Below are 20,102 nucleotides of genomic sequence, written 5' to 3'. Positions count from 1 at the left end.
CGAACTGGTATGTATCCGGAATGACCTGGGGTGCAGTCATTCTGGCGCTCACGGGGCTGCTCCTGGTGTTCCTCGCGATCTCCGGAGTGATCATCTGGTGGCCTGGGCTTGGCCGTCTGCGCAGCCGCTTTCGGGTGCGAATCGGCAAGGGGCGCTTCGCACGCGACTACGACCTGCACAGGTGTCCAACGCCATCATCGACGACTGGGCGCAGCCGACGTTGCACTATGGCGTTTCCGTGAACGCGTGGTGGCGGGTGTTCTGGTTCGTCCTCGGCATGGCGCCACTGTTGCTGTTCCTCACCGGGCTGAGCACGTGGCAATTCCGGCGTCGAACGGCCCGCAGGCGGAAAGCGGCCCGGAAGGCCGCAGCGCAGGTGTGACCTTCGATTACACGTGGCGGGCAATTCGCCCTTAGAGTGAGCGATATGTCGAGCTCCCCCCTGACGCTGCCGCGTGACGTCTCCGCGACCATGTCCATCTCCGTGACCGCACCGACCGAACTCGAGATGCAGATCGCCGTGGCGAGGATGCCCGGTCTCGAACTCGACGAGAAGCTCGTCGTCGCGGTCAACGGCGACGAGATCACCCCGGAAGAGATCATTGATCCGCACGGCGGGCGCATTCACCGGCTGAACGTGGAGTCGGGTGTCGTCGCCGTCAACTACACCGCGGCCGTGACCGCGCCCGCAGACCCGGTGGCGGTCGCTCCGACGGACCGCTCGATGTACCTGCGTCCCAGCCGATATGCCGAGTGTGACAAGTTCTTCGGGTTCGCCGCCGGACAGTTCGACGCCTCGCTCCCCGCGGGTGAACTCCTCGACCACGTGACCGCATTCGTCGAAGACCGCCTCGACTACATCCCCGGCGCGAGCGACCCGATCGACGGCGCCGTCGACACCCTGCTCGCGGGTGCGGGCGTCTGCCGCGACTATGCGCACCTCGTCGTCGCGTTGTTGCGTGCGTTGAACATTCCCGCTCGATTGGTCGCCGTGTACGCGCCCGGATGCGACCCGATGGACTTCCATGCTGTCGCCGAGGCGCTGATCGAGGGGCAGTGGGTCGTTGTCGATGCGACAAAGCTGTCACCGCGACAGAGCCTCGTGCGCATTGCCACCGGTCGCGACGCCGCCGACACCGCTTTCCTCGACAACCACAACGGCTCGATCTCGCTGGACAACTACCAGGTCATGGCGACGGTCCGTGGTGAGCTGCCCATTGACGATGGCAAAGAGCGCATCAGCATACGATGAACCGATGCATGCACTGACATGTCCCATCTGTAATGCGCTGTCGGGCTTTCTCGGACAGCAATGCCCCAACTGTGGCACGACGGTCGGTATCCACCTGCCGAGTCGATCGCTGGTCGTCGCCTCGGACGACGGCGTCGACATCGACGGCGAACGCTGGGTGCGCTGCATCAATTGGGACAGCGGTTGCAACTGGATGACCCCTGCCGAGTTCTCCGAGGAGGACGCGGGCATGCGCGGTCGGTGCTTCCCCGATTCGCTGCTGCGCAAGATCCCCGACGCCGACGACCCGATCGGTCGCGAGAAGCTGCCGTCTGCGCTGTCGGATCTGCGCATGCTGGTCTATCAACTCGTCGACCTCGGCCTGCCCGTCGAACCGTTCTGGCGCACCGACGGCGGGCTGGCTTTCGACTTGCTGTCGAGCCAGACGCTCGGTAGGCCGGTGACGATCGGACACGCGAACGGCGTCGTCACCATCGACCTCTCCGAGACCCTGGACGCCTATCGCGAGCGGCTGCGCGTCGATCTGGGTGAGGCGTACCGCACGATGCTCGGACACTTCCGGCACGAGGTTGGCCACTACTACGAGAGCATTCTCGTCGAGAACGGCGACGGCGCCGACCGATACCTCGAGAAGTGCCGTGAACTCTTTGGCGATGAACGTGCGAGCTACAGCGACGCCATCGATCGTCACTACAAGTTCGGCGCGCCTGCCGACTGGGCCGACTCCTACATCTCCGAGTACGCGACGATGCACCCGTGGGAAGACTTCGCGGAATGCTTCGCCCACTACCTGCACATCACCGGAACCATCGACACCGCACGGGAATCGGGCGTTCGGCTCGACAACGACCAGGTGCGTTTCGCGATGGACCGCGACATCATCCCGCTGCAGTCCTACGCCGACCAACCCATCGAACGTCTTCTCTACGACTGGAAGTGGTTGGGCACCATGTTCAATCGCGTCAATCAGGCGATGGGCGCGCGTCCGCTGTACCCGTTCGTCATCCCGCACCCGGTTGTCCGCAAGCTCGGCTTTGTCCACAAGGTGATCCGCGAAACCGACAAACGCTCCGCGCACGACGACCCGCTGGTCGACCAGGTCGCCGCGCCGGCGTGAGCCGAGCCTAGAGGGCTTGCTTGCGCAACTCGACGACGAGCTCGAGAAGTGCTGCGACGTCGTCGGTGTCGGCGATCCGGTAGCGGGCGCCGGTGGTGCCGTCGCCCACCTTGACGCTGATGTCATTCTCGCCGGTGAGGTGCGCGAACGCCTTCTCGTCTGTGACGTCGTCGCCGATGTAGACCGTTGCGTCCGAACCGAACTGGGTCTCGAGTATGTCGAGCGCGTGACCTTTGCTCGTCTCGATGACCGCGAGTTCGATGACCATCTTGCCCTCGGTGACCTGAACCCCCGGCCATGACGCGGGCCCCGACCGTGCCTGCGCAAGAGCATCGTCGGCGACGTCGGGTTCCGCATTGCGCACGTGCAGCGCGGCGCTGATCGGCTTCACCTCGACCGTCGTGCCTGGATGGGTGTCGGCGATCTCGTTGAACGCCTTGACGATTCGATCGAGGAGGGCGCGCTCGTCGTCGGTGACCTGCTCGCCGAACCCCGTGGTGAACTCGGTGCCGTGGCTGCCGACGAGGGTCACCGCGTCGTCGTCGAGACCCGACAGCGCACGAAGGTCGTGAAGCGAGCGGCCCGAGATGACCGCGGCCTCGGTGTCACGTAGTGCACCCGCGGCGCGGATTGCCGAGATTGACGCCTCGTTGGGTTTGGCGTCCTGTGGACGTGACACGATGGGCGCGATGCAGCCGTCGTAGTCGCTCGACACCAGCAGTCGGGACACGGTGACCGTGTGTGCTACCGCATCACGCAGGTCGTCGGGAATTCCCGTGTCGCTCACGAATTCTCGTCCCCACGATCGGTGTCGTCGGAGCCGCCGCTGGAGACGAGTTGGACTCCACGGTTGGCCGACGACGTCGTCTCCGTCGTCGACGTGAGGGTGTCGAGGAAGCTCTTCGCCCATTTCTCGACGTCGTGGGTGAGTACCTGCCTGCGTAGTGCCCGCATGCGACGCTTGCCCTCGGCCTGTGTCTGCTCGACCGCTGCGACGATGGCGTCTTTCACGCCGTCGAGGTCGTATGGGTTGGCCTGATAAGCGGTGCGCAATTCTGCTGCGGCACCGGTGAATTCACTCAGGACCAGCGCGCCGCCCAGGTCGCTGCGGCACGCGACGTACTCCTTGGCGACGAGGTTCATCCCGTCGCGCAACGGCGTCACGAGCATGACGTCTGCCACCACGTAGTAGGCGAGCAGGTCGTTGCGGGGCACCGATCGATTCAGATACTCCACCACCGGATGGCCCACTTCGCCGTACTGTCCGTTGATGTTTCCGACGAGCTGCTCGATCCCCGCTCGCATACGGACGTAACTCTCGACGCGTTCGCGGCTCGGGGTCGCGAGTTGGATCATGACGATGTCGTGTGGGTCGATGCGACCCTCGTCGAGCAGTTCCGACAGTGCGCGTAGACGCACGTCGATGCCCTTGGTGTAGTCGAGTCGGTCGACGCCGAGCAGGATGGTCTTGGGATTGCCGAGTTCCTTGCGGATCTCACGGGCGCGGGATCGGATGTCCTTGGACTTCGACTGGGTGTCGAGCTCGCCGGAGTCGATCGAGATCGGGAAAGCGCCGACGCGAACGGTCCGGAACCCGACCTGCACCACTCCGAAGCGCGACCGCACGCCCACCGTGCCCTTGCTCGTGGCCTGGCCTGCGAGGCGTCGGGCGAGGTACAGAAAGTTCTGAGCGCCACCGGGCAGGTGGAACCCGATGAGGTCGGCCCCGAGGAGGCCCTCGATGATCTCGGTGCGCCACGGCAACTGCATGAACAGTTCGACCGGGGGGAACGGGATGTGCAAGAAGAAGCCGATGCGGAGATCGGGGCGCAGCATGCGCAGCATCTTCGGGACGAGCTGGAGCTGGTAGTCCTGCACCCACACGATCGCCCCGTGCGCAGCGGCTTTCGACGTCGCTTCCGCGAATCGACGGTTGATCTCGACGTAGGCGTTCCACCACTCGCGGTGGTACTCGGGTTTGACGATCACGTCGTGGTAGAGCGGCCAGAGTGTGGCGTTGGAGAAACCCTCGTAGTACTCGGCGATCTCCTCTGCCGAGAGGGGGACCGAGCGGATGCTGATGCCGTCGACTTCGGCTTCCTCGGAGTCAGATTCGGCAGCGCCCGACCATCCAACCCACGCGCCCTTGTGCTTGCGCAGGATCGGCTCGAGTGCCGTCACCAGACCGCCGGGACTGCGTTTCCAGGTGACGTTGCCGTCGGAGTCGACCAACTTGTCGACGGGCAGTCGGTTGGCTACGACGACGAATTCAGAACCGCCGGGGTCGCCGCCTGCGCCGGACGGGCGGGATTGGAGATCAGGGAGTCCGCCTGGCTGGGGTGGGTGTGCGCCGAAGGTGGCCTCCGAGTTGTGCACGCCGGACGTTGCGGATGCGTCGGTGTCGGAACGGTCGGATACCTCTTCGGATCCCGGGTTCACGACTCAGGCGTTCTCGCCCGGAGCGATCCCCAACATGGCAAGCAACATCCGGCACTCGTCGGCGTCGGTGGCATACGCGGCCACAACGCGTCGTGCGGAACTGGCGGTCTCGTCGGCCACCGGCTCCAGCTCTTCGTCGGCGATGTCAGTGGTCTTGGGGGGCATTTCGTCCTCTCGGCTTGCTGTTGCGCGAGGTTGTGTCATGCGCAACACCCGATCTTACCCGCTGACGACGGCCAGTACTCACAAGACCTCACCAGATCCCAAGACCTCACCAGCGTCGTCGTGCGGCGCGTGCCTCGCGGCGACGACGCGCCCAGTCGGGTGCCACCGGCAGCCGCGGGCGGCGCAGTGTGCGCGCGACGAACTCGCCGAGCGTGACGCCCGCGGCCAGCGCGCAGCCGACACCGAGCGCTGCCGCCATCCAGGTCAGTCCGGTCAGGGTCTGGTCGTTGAGCACGCCGTAGAGCGCGCGGTAGACCGCCAGACCGGGTAGCAGCGGGGTGATGCCCGCGATGGCGACGACCAGAGGCGGGACGAGAGCGCGTCGAGCGAGCAGGCCGCCGACCAGGCCGACGCAGGTGGCGGCGAGACCGCCGGCGATCACGTCGCCGACCGGCAGGAAGACCGTGATGGAGGCGACGCCCGCACCGATCAGGCCACCGAGGAACGCGATCGGCAGGGCTCGACGCTCGGCGTAGCTCGCCAACGCGAACGCGAAAGCGGCGACGGCGCCCGCCGCGACGCGAATGGGGACGTCGACCGGAGCGAACTCCGTCGAGGTGGTGATGGTCGGTAGATAGATGCCGACAGAGCTCATCAAGCGCAATCCGATACCGACGCCCGCGATGATGCCGCCGGTCATGAGCAGCAGTTCGAAGAAGCGGGCGACACCGGTGATCGGCGCACCGGTGATGGCGTCCTGCACCGAACCGACCAGCGAGAGTCCACTCAACAGCACGACGATCCCGGCGGCGATGACCTGCGACGGCGTGATCGACAGGCTTTGCCACCCTGTCTTCTCACCGAGTTCGTACACGAGCGCGGCAGGGACGACGGCGATGAATCCGCCCGCGACCTGCTGGAAGAAGATCGGCGTGCCGATCCTGTTGAGTCGGCGGTTGAAGGAGACGGTGACAACGGTGGTGAGCCAGGCGAGGACGGCAACGACGACGTCACCGCCGAGGAGCACCGAGATGCCCGACGCCATCAGGCCCCAGGCGAAGGTCGAGACCCAGTAGGGGTAGGGGTGTTTGGCGGCGATGATCTGGTCGACGATCCGGTGCGCCGTCGACGGCGTGATCGCCGAGTCCCTGATGCGACGCACCAACCGGTCGACCGCCGCGAGGCGCGTGAAGTCGAGCGATCGGTAGTGCACCGTCTGCATCGTCGTGATCGGGGGAAGGGTTGCGCCGCGTCGAGCAACGACGACGATCGTGTTGTACGTGACGTCGACGTCGACATCCTCGACACCGTAGATGCTCGCGACGAACCGGATCTGAGACGAGGTGTCTATCGCTCCGGTTCCCGAGTCGAGCAGCACGGCACCGATCTTGGTCGCGAGGTCGAGCACCTCGGTGATCGCGCCGACGTCGAACCGGTCGATCGGGCGGCGCGGCGCCACCATGATGCTGCCCGGTTCGATCGTGTCGATCGTCGCCTGCCTCGTCCCGGTGAGGCGGCGGACAGCGCGCCCGATATACTCACGCACGCATGCCTCCTTAGCTCAGTGGTAGAGCACTCGCCTTGTAAGCGAGCGGTCGTCGGTTCAATCCCGACAGGGGGCTCCACCCGTTCCGGTTGAATTCGCTACGCCTGATCCCCCCACACCGGGGCCCCTGATCCGACGTCCCGCGTAAGTGTGGGGTCGGATGATCCTTTGGCACAAACCAGCAGGCCGAACCACTGATCGCCCCTATCATTGCGGCGTGAACAGCGGAGTCGACGCAGTGGCGGGCCGGACGGTCTATCGGGGTCAGACGTCCGGCGATGTCGACGTCTGGCGTGGCATCCGGTACGCCACACCGCCGACGGGCGATCTTCGGTGGCGTCGCGCGCGGCCACTCGAGCCGGAGTCGGGAACCGTCGACGCGACCGCGTTCGGGGCTGTGGCGCCGCAGGAAGTGAATCCAGGCGTCCCGATGTCACCCGACGCGATCAAGAGTGAGGACTGTCTGTTCCTCAACGTCTGGGCGCCGTCGGGCGCGGCGGGAGATGGCCGGCGGCTGCCGGTCATGGTGTGGATTCACGGTGGCGCATACGTTTTCGGTGCAGGCACACAGCCCATCTACGACGGCGCGCATCTCGCGTCGACGCAGAACATCGTGGTGGTGACACTGAACTACCGACTCGGCGCGCTCGGCTTCGCCGATCTCGGTGCGGGCGGTTCTGGTGCAGGCGGGGTTTCCGACAGCGCCGCCGGTGGACGATACGAAACCAACGCGGCACTCAGCGACGTCCTCACCGCGCTGCGCTGGGTGGCCGACACCATCGACGCGTTCGGCGGCGATCCGGACAACGTCACGGTCGCGGGCGAGTCGGCGGGTGGCGGCATCGTGACGACGCTGTTGACGATGCCGCTCGCACGAGGACTCTTCCACCGGGCCGTCGCGCAGAGCTCTCCGGTGCTCGGTCTACGACAGAGCGCGAGCCGCGTACGTCGCGGAGAGGCTGACTGCTGCGGTCGGAGGCACCTGTGGCGACATCGACAGTTTTGCGGCGTTGGACACCGACAAGGTTGTCGCCGCCACGATGAAGGCGTTCACCGGGGTGCCCGCCGCACATCCGGGCACCATCCCCTTCTCGCCGGTGGTCGACGGCGATCTCGTGCCGCGACATCCGATCGACGTGTACCGCGACGGCGAGTCGCTGCCGATCCCACTTCTCATCGGCACCAATCGCGACGAGGCCGCGCTCTTCAAGTTCATGAAATCGCCACTGATGCCCATCGCCGAGCCCGCGATCATGCAGATGTTCACCGCGATCGCTACGGAGTACCCGGAGGTCTCGATCCCCACGGCCGAGCGCGTCGCGGCCGCATATCCGGGTACGAAAGCCAAGTCCATGGGCCTCGATGTCGCGCGTGACATGGCGTTTCGGATGCCGACGGTGTGGGCGGCCGAGGGCCACGCGGGAGTCGCTCCCGTCCATCTCTATCGATTCGATTGGTCCACACGGCTGTTGCGCGTCATGGGGATTCGCGCGTCGCATGCCACCGAGGTGCCGTACCTGTTCGGCTACTTTCCGAGCGGCAAGGCAGGCTTCCAGTTCTGGCTCGGAGGTCGACGGATCGGCGAGCGAATCGCCGCGGACATGCAGGCGCGGTGGGGTTCGTTCATCCGCGACGGCGACCCGAACTCCGGTCTCGACTCGACTGCGAGCACGTGGCCGACGTTCACCACGGACCGTCGGGCAACGCTTGTCATCGACGCTCACGACAGCGTCGTCGACGATCTCGACGGGTCACTGCGTGAAGCCTGGGGCGACGAGGTCCTAGGGTTCCGCTGAGCAATCGTCATCGGAATGTACCCGATTTGCGTTCTCGAATGAGACGGCATTAACCTCGCGTCTCAGACTCTTCTTACCCGCAAGTAAGAAGAGGATGACGTGGAGGGGAACAATGCGCAGATTCTTGGGGACATCTCTGCTCGCAGCGGTGGTTGTCACGCTCGGGTTCGTCGGAACGGTCGCGGCGACGCCGCAGGCATCGGCAAGCGATCGTCTCGACAGTGTTCTCAATCTGCCGCTGGTCAATCGTGACGCGTCGAGCGGGCCGGGTGGCGTGAATCCGGCGTTGCCCACCGATCCGACGGTGCTCCGCTCGCTACTCGACGAAGCGCGCAGTCGCTCGATCGCGCCGTCGTCGTATCGCGCGCTGCTCTTCCAGTATTGGCTCGCCGACACCACGAAGGCCGCGGGCATCGATCTCGCGTCGTGGAATCCGCGAGCGGGTGTGAGCGCCAATCGACAGAATCTGGTTCGTTCGTACCGCTTCTACGAGAATCTGCAACTGTCGCACCGCGAACTGCAGTGGGCAGGCATGGGCGGGCTCGTCGGCGCCGACTTCGGCGGTGGACTCCTCGACTTCGAGCTCGCGACCAACATCTACGACTTCGCCCGTCTGCAGCCAATCGCCAATGCGATTGTCGGACAGACCAATACAACCCTCGGGCCGGTATTCGTCGACAAACTTCCGCGCGGTCTGCGTGCACTGGCACGCGTCGGAGCCACCATCTCGGCCGACGATCTGCGCAAGATTCAGGGCGACATCCTGGTGATGCAGAAGAACATCTTCTCCGACCTGATGCCGATGCACCGCGCCTATGTCGTCGGCGGACTGTCTGCTCTCGATGAGATGCACCGAGCAGGCCTGTTCGACGGCGAGATCCTGCGTGCCTGGCAGCAGATCGCCTCCAAGCAACCCGACGCGATCGCCGCGGGCAACGCGCGGCTGCTGCGTCGCGAACAGGGTGAGGTCATCAAGGATCAGTGGGATGCCACACGCGCGTACAAGGGCGACGTCGGCGAGGCGATGACGTACGCGAGTACCGTCGCGGGCTCGCCGTCGGTTGCGGGGGTGATCCCGCCGCGCTCATTCCGCTCGATCGAGATCGGTGGGACCGCCCCGAACGGCCGCCCGGCGACATTGACTGTGCCGCTACCGGATTGGAACTGGTCGGTCTTCCCCGAGCGGTGGGCCTACATCACCGATCAGCTGCTGCCCAAGTACAAGGATCAGGTCAACAACCACTGGCCGGAACTCTCCGCAACGCTGCGCAAGCCCTATGACCAGCAACTGGAAAGCCACCGCCCGATGTGGAACATCGCGCCGATGCTGCAGTCCGCCCTGGAGACGACGAAGGTGACCTACCAGTGAGTTACACACCAAAGACGGTGCGCCACAACCGACGACGCGGCGCACTCGGAGTGGTCCTCGCCGTCGCTGCGCTCGCGGCAGCGGTGCTGTCGGCACCCGCCGCCCACGCGGCACCACCCAATCGCACCCCGGGACTGGGCGAGGTCTTCAACGGCTACGTCGTCGGCACGTTCACCAACGGCAGGCTGGCGAGTCCCGACGAGGTCATCAAGCCACTCACCTCCGGCGACCCGTTCTACGCCGAGCCGCGCCTGCGTGGCGACGAGAAGCCGGGCACCGTGCTCAAGGCCAAGAAGGTCGACGTCCAGTTCACCGGATTCCGTCCGGGCAAGCTCGACGCCTACAAGTTGATGTACGTCACGCGCGGACTGCACGACGAACCCGAGATCAGCACGGGAATCCTGATGGTGCCGGTCGACGGCCGCGACGATGCCACCCGGCCGCTCGTCGGCTATCAGTTCGCCAACGACAGCGTCGGTGCGTACTGCCACCCGTCGTCGATGTGGACAGGAGCCGATCCGCTCGACGGTGCGTCGTGGTCGGCGCTCGGACCGCTCGCGCAGATGTTCGGCAAGGGCTACGCGGTGATGATCAGCGACGTCGGCAACGACGGTGATCCCAAGCCGCACGGCGTCTTCGCGGGCAAGTTCGGCGGAAATGCGCTGCTCGACGGAATGCGCGCAGCACTTGCCCACCGACCGGCGGGACTGTCGAAGAGCGCCCCCAAGGCGATCTTCGGGATCGCCGGGGGCGGAGTCGGTGCAGCGTTCGGTGCCGAGAAGGCCGCGGCCTACGCGCCCGAGTTGAACATCAAGGGCACCGTGCTCGAGGGCATGGTGGTCAACCAGCGCAACTTCATCCGCACGTCCGACGGCTCGGTCGGTTCGGGCTTCGCGTTCGCGACGCTGCTCGGACTCGAGCCGCGGTATCCGGAGATGAAGATCGACGACAAGCTGACGCCCGCGGGTAAGGCGCTCGCCGACGTGTTCCGCACGCAATGTCAGACGCCCGCATACTTCGGTACGCCGTTCGTGCCGCTGCGCACGCTGTTCAAGGGCGGCAAGAGTCCCGCCGACATCCCCGAGTTCCAGCACGTCTACCGCGACAACATGCTCGGCACGCAATCGCCGAAGTCGCCGGTGCTCATCGCCTCCTGCGCCAAGGACGACTCGCCGATGTCGCTGGTGCCCGCCGCGGATTCGCGCAAGCTCGCCGCGACCTACCGCGCAGGCGGCACCCGCGTCGACTACCAGCCGACGGACTGCAGCATGCTGCGCTTCTTGACCAACATGTACGGCTGGGGCACCGACCTCTTCGGGATGCAGACGATCGACTGGCTCGACGCGCGGCTGAAAAGCTGACCAGTCACCGCCCCGCTGGTTGAGCCGGCCGCGAGCGCAGCGAGTTGCCGTGTCGAAGCCAGCCGGCCAACGCCACGCATCCCACCAACCCCGGCTGGCGAGTGGTGTCGAGGCCTACGATCGGAGCATGACCCGAATTACGCTCAACGGCTCGTCGGTTCTGCACGACGGCGGATTCCCCTACAGCGCAACAGTGAGCGCGGGGCCGCTGCTGTTCACCGCGGGAATCTCGCCGCTCGACGAAGACGGGGTCGTTGTCGCGGCCAACGACGTTGTCGGGCAGACGCGTCGGTGCCTGCAGAACCTGTCGGCGCTACTGGCCGAGCGCGGCGCGACACCCGCCGATCTCGCCAAGCTGACGATCTATGTCGCCGAGCACCTGCAGGCCGACCTCGCCGTCGCGTGGGAGGCGGTCGTCGCAGAACTCGGCGAGTCGGTTCCGCCGGCCATGATGGTGGGCGTCACGGTGCTGCCGTACGACGAGCAGGTCGTCGAAATCGACGCTGTCGCTGCACTTCCCGCGTGATCGCGGCTCGATGAGCTCTGCGCTCCGGCCACACATCTCCGACGCCGAGCGTCGCGCTCGCCTGATGCGCAGGCACCGACTCGCCGATGACTCCGCGGCCGCGACGCCCGTCGACGTTGCCGAGTCGATGGTCGGGCTACACGCAACCACCTGGTCGACGGTCTACCTATCGACGTGGGCGCGGAAGCCCGACTTCGTTCCCGCCGACCTCGACGCCGCGCTCTACGACGACCGCAGCCTGGTTCGACAACTTGCCATGCGCCGCACCATGTTCGTGTTTCCGAGGGAGACCCTGCGCGACGCCGTCGGCGCTGTCGGCCCGCGCGTTGCGGCGTCGGAGCGTACCAACATGCTGCGAGACCTGCGGCGCAGCAGCGACTTTCCCGACCCCGAAGGCTGGATCGACACGGCACGGGCGGCGGTGGCGCGGTTGGAGTCCGACGGCATCCCGCGCAGTACAGCCCAATTGCGTGACGCGCTACCTGAACTCGACGGTCGGGTGACTGTCGGTACGGGGAAGTCGTGGGGCGGAACGATTCCGATGGCGCCGCGAGTGCTGAACATGATGAGCGCGGCCGGCGACATCGTCCGCGGCCCCAATGACGCTCCCTGGCATCGGTCCAAACCGCTGTGGGTCGGGATGGAGCAGTGGCTCGGCGGCCCCCTCGATCCACCGGACGTCGCGACCGGCCACGTCAGGATGATCGACCGGTGGCTGCGAGCCTTCGGTCCCGGCACCGAGACCGATCTCGTCTGGTGGTTCGGCAGTACCAAAAGTGCTGTACGTCAAGCCCTTACGCAGCTCGACGTCGTCGAGGTCGAGCTCGACGACGGATCGGTCGGCTACGTGCACGCCGACGACACCGAAGAAGTCGGCGCCATTGAACCGCGGGCAGTGCTGCTCCCCGAACTCGACCCGACCACGATGGGCCACAAGCAGCGCGCCTTCTATCTCGGTGAACACGGCGCGCACGTCTTCGATTCGAACGGCAACGGCGGGCAAAGCGCGTGGTGGGACGGTCGGATCGTCGGAGGTTGGTCGCGCCAGCCGGACGGATCGGTGCAGATTCATCCCTTCGAGCGGCTTCCCCGTGCCGCGACACGAGCACTGACGTCGCGAGCGGACACGCTGGCCGAATGGCTCGGCGACGAGAACCCGCGGCCCGCATATCCGGCGCCGTTCATGCGTGGGGCCTCGATGAGTACTTCTCGAACTACACCCACTCGACGAACTGCACGATGATGCCGTTCGGGTCCTCGATCTGGAAGTAGCGCTCGCCCCAGGGTTCGGTCTCGGGTTCGGTCACCACCTGTGCGCCCGCATCGCGGACGGTGCTGAAGACGCTGTCGACGTCGTCGACCACGAATGCCAGGAGTAGTCCATCTCCCGCGCTCCCTGCGCGATGTGCGGGCTTGAAGGTCCCCAGACCGGTCTCGAGGAAGATGACGTTCGGTGTCCCCGTCGGCGCATCATCCGGTGCGGCGAGTGAGATGAAGCCGTCGGCCTGCATGGCGACGGTGTAGCCGACGTGGCGGGATAGGAAGTCGGCCGACGCCTCTGGGTCGGGCACGTTGCCGACCGAATCGGGTCGCGATTCACCCTTCGTGACGTCGCGCAGGAGCTGGGCGCACCGGTGATGTCGCTGTACTCCTACGTCGACAATCGCGAGCAGCTCGTCGAGCTCATGGTCGACCAGTGCCGCGCCGACATGACGCATGTTGAGCTGACCGGAACATGGCAGTCGCGACTACGACAGGTCGCGGCCGACAATCTGAACCTCTTCGACCGCCACCCGTGGCTGGTCGATGTCGAGTCCGAACGCGCGATTCTCGGACCGGGAACCCTCGGCAAGTACGAGCGAGAACTGCGCGCCGTCGAATCGCTCGAGCTGAGCGACGCGGCGAAAGATGCTGCGCTGCAACTGGTACTGAACTTCGTTCGCGCGTCGGCTCGTTCGCTGCATCATGCGATCGCGGAGAGGCGAGAAGAGACCCCCAAGCAGTGGTGGGAGCGCGAGGGTGCGCAGCTGGCGAAACTCGGCGTCGACGAACGTTATCCGCTGGCATCCCGTATCGGCACGGCCGCGGGGCAAGCGACCGGGGCGGCCGAAAACGCCGATGCCGCCCGCGACTTCGGGTTGTCGGCGCTCCTTCTCGGCATCGAGGCGATGGAGTCCGCAGGGGTGTAAACGCGGCGAGGAGGCCGAGCGCGACAAACTGCGTACGTACTCCATGGGCACACGGGTCGTGCGGGCGTGACGATGAGTTTTCCCGGCCGCGGTGGTCCGTCTCTGTGACCGGGCTTCTGCTCGGCCGAACTCGGCTGAAATTCGAGAACAGGGGAACCCATGTCTGAAGCACTCCCACCCGTCGTCGACGCCGACACCTGGCGTCGCGAGCTGGACGAACTGCGCACCCGCGAGAAGGCGGCAACTCGTGAACTCGATGCGATCGCGGCACAGCGTCGTCGAATGCCGATGGTCGAGGTCGCCGATCACACGCTCACCGGTCCAGACGGGCCGATCGCGCTCTCGGACATCTTCGATGGTCGCTCACAGTTGATCGTCTACAACCACATGTGGACCGACGGCGCCACCTTTCAATGCGGCGGTTGCACCGGGTACACCTCGCAGTTCACCCGACTGGACTTCTTGGACAACTACGATGCGCGTTTCGTGATCGTCACCAACGGACCGATTGACGAGGCGCTGAACTACAAGCGGCGGGTCGGCAATCAGATGGACTGGTACTCGGCGGCGGGCACGACCTTCGGCACCGAGGTCGACGCGGCACCAGGCGAGGGCTTCGCCGTCAACGTCTTCCTCCGCGACGGGCAACGGGTCTTCCGTACCTGGCACACCGCAGGTCGCGGCACCGAGCAACTCGGTCATAGCTTCTCGCTCCTCGACATCCTGCCGTGGGGCAGGCAGGAGGAGTGGCAGGACGTGCCCGACGACTGGCCGCAACGCCCGACGTACTCGGGGTGGGCCGGTTCGGCCGATATCGCGCGCCTCTACGGCGAGGCGTAGGCGAAAGCTCAGGCCGCTCGGCGCTCGGGCGCGGGGTGGATGCGTCTGAACGTGCAGGTCATCGCTCACAGGGAACTGCCAGCCTGTCTCCAGATCGATGGCAGAATCCTGGGGGAAGGTGTATCTGTGAACGAGATGGGTCAGGGAACACACCAGTTGATCAGCAAAGGCACCGGAACCGGGCCGCGAGTGCTCGTCGTCGACGACGAGACCAATATCCGCGAGCTGCTCTCGGTGTCGTTGAAATTCCAGGGGTACGACGTCGAGGTCGCCGCCGGTGGCCCCGAGGCCATCGACAGGTGCCGAACCTACAAACCCGACGTGCTCATCCTCGACGTGATGATGCCCGGCATGGACGGATTCGGCCTGCTGCGCCGGTTGCGTGCCGACGGCGTCGACGCCCCCGCACTGTTCCTGTCGGCGCGCGACAGCGTCGAGGACAAGATCAACGGCCTGACGATCGGCGGAGACGACTACGTCACCAAGCCGTTCAGCCTTGAAGAAGTCGTCGCACGCTTGCAGGTGTTGTTGCGCCGCAGCGGATTCGACGCGCGGGCCAAAGAGGCGTCGCGGGTCACGTTCGCCGACATCGAACTCGACGACGAGACACACGAGGTCTGGAAGGCGGGCAAGCTGGTCTCGCTGTCGCCGACGGAGTTCACGTTGCTCCGCTACTTCATGGTGAACGCGGGCACGGTGCTGTCGAAGCCTCGTATTCTCGACCACGTGTGGAACTACGACTTCGGTGGTGAGGTGAACGTCGTCGAATCGTATGTCTCGTACCTGCGTCGCAAACTCGACTTCGGCGAGAAGCCGCTCATCCATACGCTCCGCGGCGTCGGTTACGTGATGCGAGAGCCGCGTACCTGATGGTGGCAACGCACCCGCACTCTGCAGCGGCACGCTCCGCTTCGCGGGACGCCGAGTCTGTGGGCGGACTGTCCGGTGCGGTCGTCGGCCGTGTGAAACGCGGTGTACCGCTGCGCATCTCGTTGGTTGCGCTGACCGTTCTGCTGATGGCCATCGGCCTGCTGGTGTCCGGGATCGCCGTGACGTCGGCGATGAAGAGCGACCTGATGTCGCGCACCGACTCCGGTCTCGTCTCGGCCGTCGACACCTGGGCCAAGCCACGCACGCACGTCAGCGACCTGCCCGGTCCTCCGCCTGGGCCGCGCAGGCCGCCGTCGGCCTACTTCGTGGAGAACACGCTGTCGAACGGGACGGTGATCTCCAGCAATGACTTCGACGACCAGCCCGCGATCTCCGGGTTGCCCCAAGGTGACTACGGACCGGTGACGGTCAACTCCGCGGACGGCGACGGGCCGCAGTGGCGGGTGATCAAGCGGTCGAGTCCAGAGGGGCAGTCGATCGTCGCGCTCCCGCTGACGGATGTGAACAAGACCATCTCGCGTCTGCAGTGGCTCGAGTTCGGGATCGGTGCGGCGATCGTCCTCGTCATCGGGGTGCTGAGCTACCTACTCGTCCGCTCCTCGCTGCGGCCGTTGCGTCGCGTCGAGGAGACCGCGCATGCGATCGCGGCGGGCAACCTCAACATGCGTGTACCGTCCGCCGCGCCGAACACCGAGGTCGGCAGCCTGTCGTCGTCGCTGAACACCATGCTCGGCCAGATTCAGCACGCGTTCGCCAAGACCGCCGCGTCCGAGCAACAGGCCAGGGCCTCCGAAGAACAGGCGCGCGCATCCGAGGAGAAGATGCGACGTTTCGTCGCCGACGCCTCCCACGAACTACGCACACCGCTGACCTCCATCAAGGGGTTCGCCGAGTTGTCGCGCAGCGGCGCGCTCCCCGACACCGGAGACGCACTTGCACGCATTGACGACGAGGCAGGCCGAATGGCCCTGCTCGTCGAGGATCTGCTGGTGCTCGCGCGTCTCGACGCACACCGGCCGCTGAACTCCGAGCCGGTCGACGTGTTGTCGCTAGCCGCCGACGCCGTGCAGTCGGCCCGCGTCGCGGCACCCGAGCGGAGTATCCGGCTCGAGATCGGCGAGTCCGACGAGCCACCGATGGTCATGGGCGACTCCCCGCGCCTGATGCAGGTCATCCGCAATCTGGTGAACAACGCGGTGGTGCACACACCGAAGGACGCGTCGATCACCGTCGGAGTCGCCGTCGACCGCTCCGGCACTCGGAGTGACGGCACGCCCGTCGACGACGTGGTGATCAGCGTCGCCGACACCGGTCAGGGCCTCGAAGCCGGCGAACTCGAGCACGTATTCGAGCGGTTCTACCGCGGCGACTCGTCGCGCTACCGCGGTGAAGGCGGCGGCAGCGGGCTGGGCCTCTCGATCGTGGCGGCTCTCGTCGGTGCTCACGGCGGCCGCGTCGGCGTTGAGTCGACACCCGGCCAGGGCGCACGCTTCTGGGTGCGCCTACCCCGGCTCGCGGCCTGAGCCGCGCGTCGACTGGGCCGCTCGAGCGTGCCGAGGGCGTCAGACCAGTCGGTGCAGCCGCGCGAACTCGGCGAGGTCGTCGCGGAATGTGTCGAGCGTTGCGAGCGTGTACATTCCGTCGATCTGGCGGTCGGCCCACAGTTGGTGGATGCGACGGAGGTCGGACTGCCTCGACTTCCAGCCGATTCCGTCGATGACCGCCAGGACCACCTGGCGCGGAAGCCGGACTTCGGCCATCTCCTCGATCTCGCGCACGGCGTCGGTCAGCTTGCTGCCGGTCGAGTCGAAACCCTTTGCGGCGACGACGATGTCGGCGGCTCCCTCGTGTCCGACGATCAGGTCGGCGGGTGCGTCGCGCCCGCCTCGTCCGGAGAATCGGGAACGGGTCACGTAGGGGAGTCCGAGATCGCGGGCAATCGCCTCGATCTCGTCTTCGATGTGTCTGCCCGACGCTCCTGCACGTGTGGCCGTCGCGCGAGTACCCGACCGCGCGACGAGTATGTCGGCAAATGTGTACGTCCGTGCCATCTGTACTCGCAGCATCCGGACCAGGTCGAACTCTCGGTCCATCCAACTGACCAACTCGTACGGTTGTGTGCGCGCAACCTTCTGCCACGACGACGTCCCGAACTCGTGCCTCAGGTTGTTGCGCAACTTCTCCTGCGAGAGGCCGACGGCCAGCCGCAGGATACTGTCTTCGTCGGCGTGATCGCGCGCCCAGACGGCGAGTCCCGTGAGGTCGGTGTCGAGTACCTCGGTCAGCGTCTCGACGGCGTCGACGATCTTCTCCGCATCAGGGGTCGACGCCGTCGGGTCGACATGAGCGGTCAGCCGGCCCAGCGTCGACAGATAGTCGTCGAACTCTCCCGCGTCACTCATCGTCGTCGATCCCTGTGTGTATCAAAGATAGTGTGCCTCAACGATATTCAGTCTCGACCGATGAACAGGAATTCGCTCACGTCGCGACGGGTCGCGGCGGCGTGGGTGCCGAAGCTGTACTTGTGGTCGATCGCGATGACCTCGACCGACGGCTTGACCTTGCCCAGCAGGTCGACGATGCGGTCGGCGCCGGGCAGGGCGTTCGACGAATAGGACAGCACGATCGCGCCGGCGTCCTCGAAGTGCTCGAATGTGCGGACCAGAGCGTCGTCGATGGTTCGCTTGTAGGCGAACGGGGTGAACCGCTTCGGCAACTTCTTGGTCTTGGTGTTCTCCATGATGCTCATGCCCTCCCAGTAGACCGAGAGGCCCTCGAGGAAGTGGTAGCGCTTGATGTAGTCGTTGTCATCGGTGGGCGGAGCGTAGGGAGGGTCGAGGTAGACGAGGTCGGGTGCGGCGTCGAACAGTGGTGTGACGTCGAGGTCGAAGACGTCGCCGCAACTGCTGCGATGTTTGCGTCCGTTGCTGAAGACTGTCGAGTTGTACTCCGACGCCGCGCGCAGCCGGAAGTGGTCGCGCAGCGACATGCGCAGGTCGCGGCGGCCGTCGGCGTAGCGGGTGGAGTCGGTGAACGTGAAGACGCCGCGTGGCTGCTTACGTGCTGCGGAGAGGACGAGAGCGGAGATGGCGAGGTCGCGTCGATACCCACGCAGCCTCGCGATGTGTGACCACGCGGAATCGAGGAAGGCGCGGTCGGCGGCGTCGAAGTAGAGGCCGTCGAACGTGCTGCGGATGAAGTCGCGGTCGTCGAGGGGTGGTCCGCAGATCTCGTCGACCAACTCGGGCTCGAGCCGCACCGACGAATTCGCGACCGTCGCGCGGGCGATGATGTTCGGAAAGTTCAGAAAGTCGTTGCTCGCAACGGAGAAACCCTGCGCCTTGAGCAGATACGACACCACGCCCGACCCGGAGAACGCGTCGACAGCGGTGGTTCCGCCGATCTCGGCAAACGTCCGCTCGAGGTGCGGCACGAGCCGGTACTTGGAGCCCATGTACCGCAGCCGGGGGAAGCGCTGCGCGCGTGCCACCACCTCTGCGGAACCGACCGGCCGCGTCCCGGACGACGATGCAGACTGCGTCGGGGGTGCGGCGTCGGTGAACTCTCGACGACTCACAGGAAAAGAATGTCACGGCCTACCGACAAGATTGCAGGCAACACGACCCGATCGCCGACAACGTCGCCAGGATTGCCGACAACACCCGCAGGATTGCCGCCCGACCGCCATAGACTGTCCTCATGGCATCGGTATTCACCAAGATCATCAACGGAGAACTGCCGGGTCGATTCGTGTGGAAGGATGGCCAGGCGGTCGCATTCCTCACCATCGAGCCGGTGACCGAGGGCCACGTCCTGGTCGTGCCGCGCAAGGAGGTCGATCACTGGGAGCAGATGGACACGGCGTCGTTCACCCATCTCGCCGACGTCGCGCAGCAGGTCGGCCGCGCAGTCAAAGCCGCGTTCGACGCTCCGCGCATGGGCCTGCTCATCGCCGGACTCGAGATCCCGCACGTCCACCTCCATGTGTTCCCCGCCAAGAGCATGGAGACGTTCGACCTCAGCAAGGCCCGCAAAGACATCACCCCCGAGGAACTCGACGCCGACGCGGAGAAGATCCGCGCTGCGCTCCGGGCCACCGGCTACGGCGAGTACGTCGCCGACTGAGTCACCCACAACTGCGCCCATCGGCCCGTGACAGAACACGAGCCGCCCTGGCTGATCCATCACGCACCTCGTCGCCGACGCTTGTCACACGATGCTGCACGGGCTCATCTCATGCGGGGTCGGGGGCTCGAGGCCGTGGATGCGCGACAGCGCACACGTGTCAGTGCGGGTCGCCCCGAGGGGCTCGCGCACTCTGAGGCGTGCCGTCGTGTCGCGGCATCCGAGGCGATGTATGGAGTTCTCAAGGGTCGTGTGTCCGGTGCCGACGTGCTCGCCGGACAGTGGGTGGCTTGCGGAGAGTGCACGCGTCGCGTGCCGGGTAGAACTCGCGGGATACGGGCTGAGGGCAAGGTCGATGGGGGGCGACGGGTGCTACTGGGAAGGCTATTGTGTTCTGCGCGGCGGTGGGTTCAGGAGGCGGGTTCAGGCGGCGGCGTCGTCGAGGCGCAGTGTTCGTCGGTTGTAGGCGGGTAGTGGTGTGCGGTG

At 65.9% G+C, this 20,102-nt stretch carries 21 protein-coding genes, 1 tRNA gene and 1 pseudogene; 16 read left to right on the top strand and 7 right to left on the bottom strand.

All coding sequences use genetic code 11. The features are described from left to right. The first annotated feature begins 20 nt into the window (after window positions 1–20). Genes B3T59_RS11105 through B3T59_RS11090 form a run of 4 tightly spaced genes read left to right on the top strand, consistent with a single transcriptional unit; the run spans window position 21 to window position 2,369 of the window. The gene (locus tag B3T59_RS11105) at window positions 21–242 is read left to right on the top strand and encodes a PepSY domain-containing protein (protein WP_287003350.1); all 222 of its coding nucleotides are present in this window, start codon (window positions 21–23) and stop codon (window positions 240–242) included. Then, window positions 182–382 carry a hypothetical protein gene (locus tag B3T59_RS11100; RefSeq protein WP_287003434.1) on the top strand — a complete coding sequence of 67 codons (201 nt, stop codon included), beginning with the start codon at window positions 182–184 and terminating at the stop codon, window positions 380–382. The genes B3T59_RS11105 and B3T59_RS11100 overlap by 61 nt, the downstream gene beginning before the upstream one ends. Window positions 383–427: 45 nt before the next feature. After that, the gene (locus B3T59_RS11095) at window positions 428–1,252 is read left to right on the top strand and encodes a transglutaminase-like domain-containing protein (protein WP_197501272.1); all 825 of its coding nucleotides are present in this window, start codon (window positions 428–430) and stop codon (window positions 1,250–1,252) included. A 4-nt stretch (window positions 1,253–1,256) separates the two neighbouring features. Then, complete coding sequence (locus B3T59_RS11090) at window positions 1,257–2,369, top strand: zinc-binding metallopeptidase family protein (protein WP_064903248.1); 1,113 nt, start codon at window positions 1,257–1,259, stop codon at window positions 2,367–2,369. 7 nt (window positions 2,370–2,376) lie between these two features. On the opposite strand, the gene otsB is transcribed toward B3T59_RS11090, so the two are convergent. From otsB to B3T59_RS11070, 4 genes are all read right to left on the bottom strand, one after another. Continuing rightward, window positions 2,377–3,156: a trehalose-phosphatase gene (gene otsB, locus B3T59_RS11085; protein WP_064903246.1), complete on the bottom strand. Its 780-nt coding sequence runs from the start codon at window positions 3,154–3,156 to the stop codon at window positions 2,377–2,379. Further along, window positions 3,153–4,808 carry an alpha,alpha-trehalose-phosphate synthase (UDP-forming) gene (locus tag B3T59_RS11080; RefSeq protein WP_287003345.1) on the bottom strand — a complete coding sequence of 552 codons (1,656 nt, stop codon included), beginning with the start codon at window positions 4,806–4,808 and terminating at the stop codon, window positions 3,153–3,155. Before B3T59_RS11080 ends, otsB begins: the two co-directional genes overlap by 4 nt. Window positions 4,809–4,811: 3 nt before the next feature. After that, complete coding sequence (locus B3T59_RS11075; protein ID WP_005209365.1) at window positions 4,812–4,973, bottom strand: hypothetical protein; 162 nt, start codon at window positions 4,971–4,973, stop codon at window positions 4,812–4,814. Window positions 4,974–5,079: 106 nt separating this feature from the next. Then, entirely contained in the window at window positions 5,080–6,519 is a 1,440-nt protein-coding gene (locus tag B3T59_RS11070; protein ID WP_064903244.1) for a threonine/serine ThrE exporter family protein, read from the bottom strand. A gap of 4 nt (window positions 6,520–6,523) precedes the next feature. Between B3T59_RS11070 and B3T59_RS11065 the strand changes: the two genes are divergently transcribed. From B3T59_RS11065 to B3T59_RS11035, 7 genes and pseudogenes are all read left to right on the top strand, one after another. Then, window positions 6,524–6,598 (top strand) — tRNA-Thr (locus B3T59_RS11065). A gap of 81 nt (window positions 6,599–6,679) precedes the next feature. Beyond that, window positions 6,680–7,402 (top strand): annotated as a pseudogene (locus B3T59_RS11060) (carboxylesterase family protein); the annotation flags it as partial. A gap of 76 nt (window positions 7,403–7,478) precedes the next feature. After that, window positions 7,479–8,315: a carboxylesterase family protein gene (locus B3T59_RS11055; RefSeq protein ID WP_349681966.1), complete on the top strand. Its 837-nt coding sequence runs from the start codon at window positions 7,479–7,481 to the stop codon at window positions 8,313–8,315. Between the two features lie 112 nt (window positions 8,316–8,427). Next, the gene (locus tag B3T59_RS11050) at window positions 8,428–9,684 is read left to right on the top strand and encodes a hypothetical protein (protein ID WP_287003340.1); all 1,257 of its coding nucleotides are present in this window, start codon (window positions 8,428–8,430) and stop codon (window positions 9,682–9,684) included. After that, on the top strand, window positions 9,681–11,045 hold the full coding sequence (locus B3T59_RS11045; protein WP_287003338.1) for a lipase family protein: 1,365 nt from the start codon (window positions 9,681–9,683) through the stop codon (window positions 11,043–11,045). Before B3T59_RS11050 ends, B3T59_RS11045 begins: the two co-directional genes overlap by 4 nt. Before the next feature lie 127 nt (window positions 11,046–11,172). Beyond that, window positions 11,173–11,571, top strand: coding sequence for a RidA family protein (locus B3T59_RS11040; RefSeq protein WP_251723876.1), 399 nt, complete (start codon window positions 11,173–11,175; stop codon window positions 11,569–11,571). Between the two features lie 10 nt (window positions 11,572–11,581). Next, a complete protein-coding gene (locus tag B3T59_RS11035; RefSeq protein WP_287003337.1) occupies window positions 11,582–12,814 on the top strand; it encodes a winged helix DNA-binding domain-containing protein in 1,233 nt (410 codons plus the stop codon). Here the strand turns inward: B3T59_RS11035 and B3T59_RS11030 are convergent. Then, entirely contained in the window at window positions 12,786–13,142 is a 357-nt protein-coding gene (locus B3T59_RS11030) for a VOC family protein (RefSeq protein WP_287003336.1), read from the bottom strand. The two genes, B3T59_RS11035 and B3T59_RS11030, sit on opposite strands and share 29 nt — an antisense overlap. A gap of 66 nt (window positions 13,143–13,208) precedes the next feature. Between B3T59_RS11030 and B3T59_RS11025 the strand changes: the two genes are divergently transcribed. The 4 genes from B3T59_RS11025 to B3T59_RS11010 all read left to right on the top strand — a co-directional run bounded on the left by B3T59_RS11025 (window position 13,209) and on the right by B3T59_RS11010 (window position 17,014). Next, window positions 13,209–13,760, top strand: coding sequence for a TetR/AcrR family transcriptional regulator C-terminal domain-containing protein (locus B3T59_RS11025; RefSeq protein WP_287003420.1), 552 nt, complete (start codon window positions 13,209–13,211; stop codon window positions 13,758–13,760). Between the two features lie 159 nt (window positions 13,761–13,919). Then, entirely contained in the window at window positions 13,920–14,600 is a 681-nt protein-coding gene (locus tag B3T59_RS11020) for a DUF899 domain-containing protein (protein ID WP_287003335.1), read from the top strand. Between the two features lie 135 nt (window positions 14,601–14,735). After that, window positions 14,736–15,470, top strand: coding sequence for a response regulator transcription factor (locus tag B3T59_RS11015; protein WP_039856290.1), 735 nt, complete (start codon window positions 14,736–14,738; stop codon window positions 15,468–15,470). Further along, entirely contained in the window at window positions 15,470–17,014 is a 1,545-nt protein-coding gene (locus B3T59_RS11010; RefSeq protein ID WP_251723880.1) for a sensor histidine kinase, read from the top strand. The genes B3T59_RS11015 and B3T59_RS11010 overlap by 1 nt, the downstream gene beginning before the upstream one ends. Window positions 17,015–17,053: 39 nt before the next feature. On the opposite strand, the gene B3T59_RS11005 is transcribed toward B3T59_RS11010, so the two are convergent. Both B3T59_RS11005 and B3T59_RS11000 read right to left on the bottom strand, forming a co-directional pair. Next, complete coding sequence (locus B3T59_RS11005) at window positions 17,054–17,893, bottom strand: hypothetical protein (RefSeq protein ID WP_005207421.1); 840 nt, start codon at window positions 17,891–17,893, stop codon at window positions 17,054–17,056. Window positions 17,894–17,940: 47 nt separating this feature from the next. Continuing rightward, window positions 17,941–19,068, bottom strand: a complete 1,128-nt coding sequence (locus B3T59_RS11000; protein ID WP_251723881.1) for a DNA adenine methylase — start codon at window positions 19,066–19,068, stop codon at window positions 17,941–17,943. Between the two features lie 122 nt (window positions 19,069–19,190). On the opposite strand from B3T59_RS11000, the gene B3T59_RS10995 reads away from it, so the two are divergent. Continuing rightward, entirely contained in the window at window positions 19,191–19,616 is a 426-nt protein-coding gene (locus B3T59_RS10995) for an HIT family protein (RefSeq protein WP_005207423.1), read from the top strand. Window positions 19,617–20,102: the final 486 nt, after the last annotated feature.

This window comes from Gordonia sp. UBA7860, from assembly GCF_002500165.1.
Taxonomy (GTDB): Bacteria; Actinomycetota; Actinomycetes; order Mycobacteriales; family Mycobacteriaceae; genus Gordonia; species Gordonia sputi.
Note: the sequence above shows the minus strand (reverse complement) of the source record. Positions and strands in the feature narration are given on the sequence as shown.

Bases quoted from the DNA above. Each gene is read 5' to 3' on its own strand.
- B3T59_RS11105 (WP_287003350.1), top strand. From the start codon at position 21: ATGACCTGGGGTGCAGTCATTCTGGCGCTCACGGGGCTGCTCCTGGTG.
- B3T59_RS11050 (WP_287003340.1), top strand. From the start codon at position 8,428: ATGCGCAGATTCTTGGGGACATCTCTGCTCGCAGCGGTGGTTGTCACG.
- B3T59_RS11005 (WP_005207421.1), bottom strand. From the start codon at position 17,893: ATGAGTGACGCGGGAGAGTTCGACGACTATCTGTCGACGCTGGGCCGG.
- B3T59_RS11075 (WP_005209365.1), bottom strand. From the start codon at position 4,973: ATGCCCCCCAAGACCACTGACATCGCCGACGAAGAGCTGGAGCCGGTG.
- B3T59_RS10995 (WP_005207423.1), top strand. From the start codon at position 19,191: ATGGCATCGGTATTCACCAAGATCATCAACGGAGAACTGCCGGGTCGA.
- B3T59_RS11040 (WP_251723876.1), top strand. From the start codon at position 11,173: ATGACCCGAATTACGCTCAACGGCTCGTCGGTTCTGCACGACGGCGGA.
- B3T59_RS11095 (WP_197501272.1), top strand. From the start codon at position 428: ATGTCGAGCTCCCCCCTGACGCTGCCGCGTGACGTCTCCGCGACCATG.
- B3T59_RS11020 (WP_287003335.1), top strand. From the start codon at position 13,920: ATGTCTGAAGCACTCCCACCCGTCGTCGACGCCGACACCTGGCGTCGC.
- B3T59_RS11010 (WP_251723880.1), top strand. From the start codon at position 15,470: ATGGTGGCAACGCACCCGCACTCTGCAGCGGCACGCTCCGCTTCGCGG.
- B3T59_RS11015 (WP_039856290.1), top strand. From the start codon at position 14,736: ATGGGTCAGGGAACACACCAGTTGATCAGCAAAGGCACCGGAACCGGG.
- B3T59_RS11090 (WP_064903248.1), top strand. From the start codon at position 1,257: ATGCATGCACTGACATGTCCCATCTGTAATGCGCTGTCGGGCTTTCTC.
- B3T59_RS11035 (WP_287003337.1), top strand. From the start codon at position 11,582: ATGAGCTCTGCGCTCCGGCCACACATCTCCGACGCCGAGCGTCGCGCT.
- B3T59_RS11025 (WP_287003420.1), top strand. From the start codon at position 13,209: ATGTCGCTGTACTCCTACGTCGACAATCGCGAGCAGCTCGTCGAGCTC.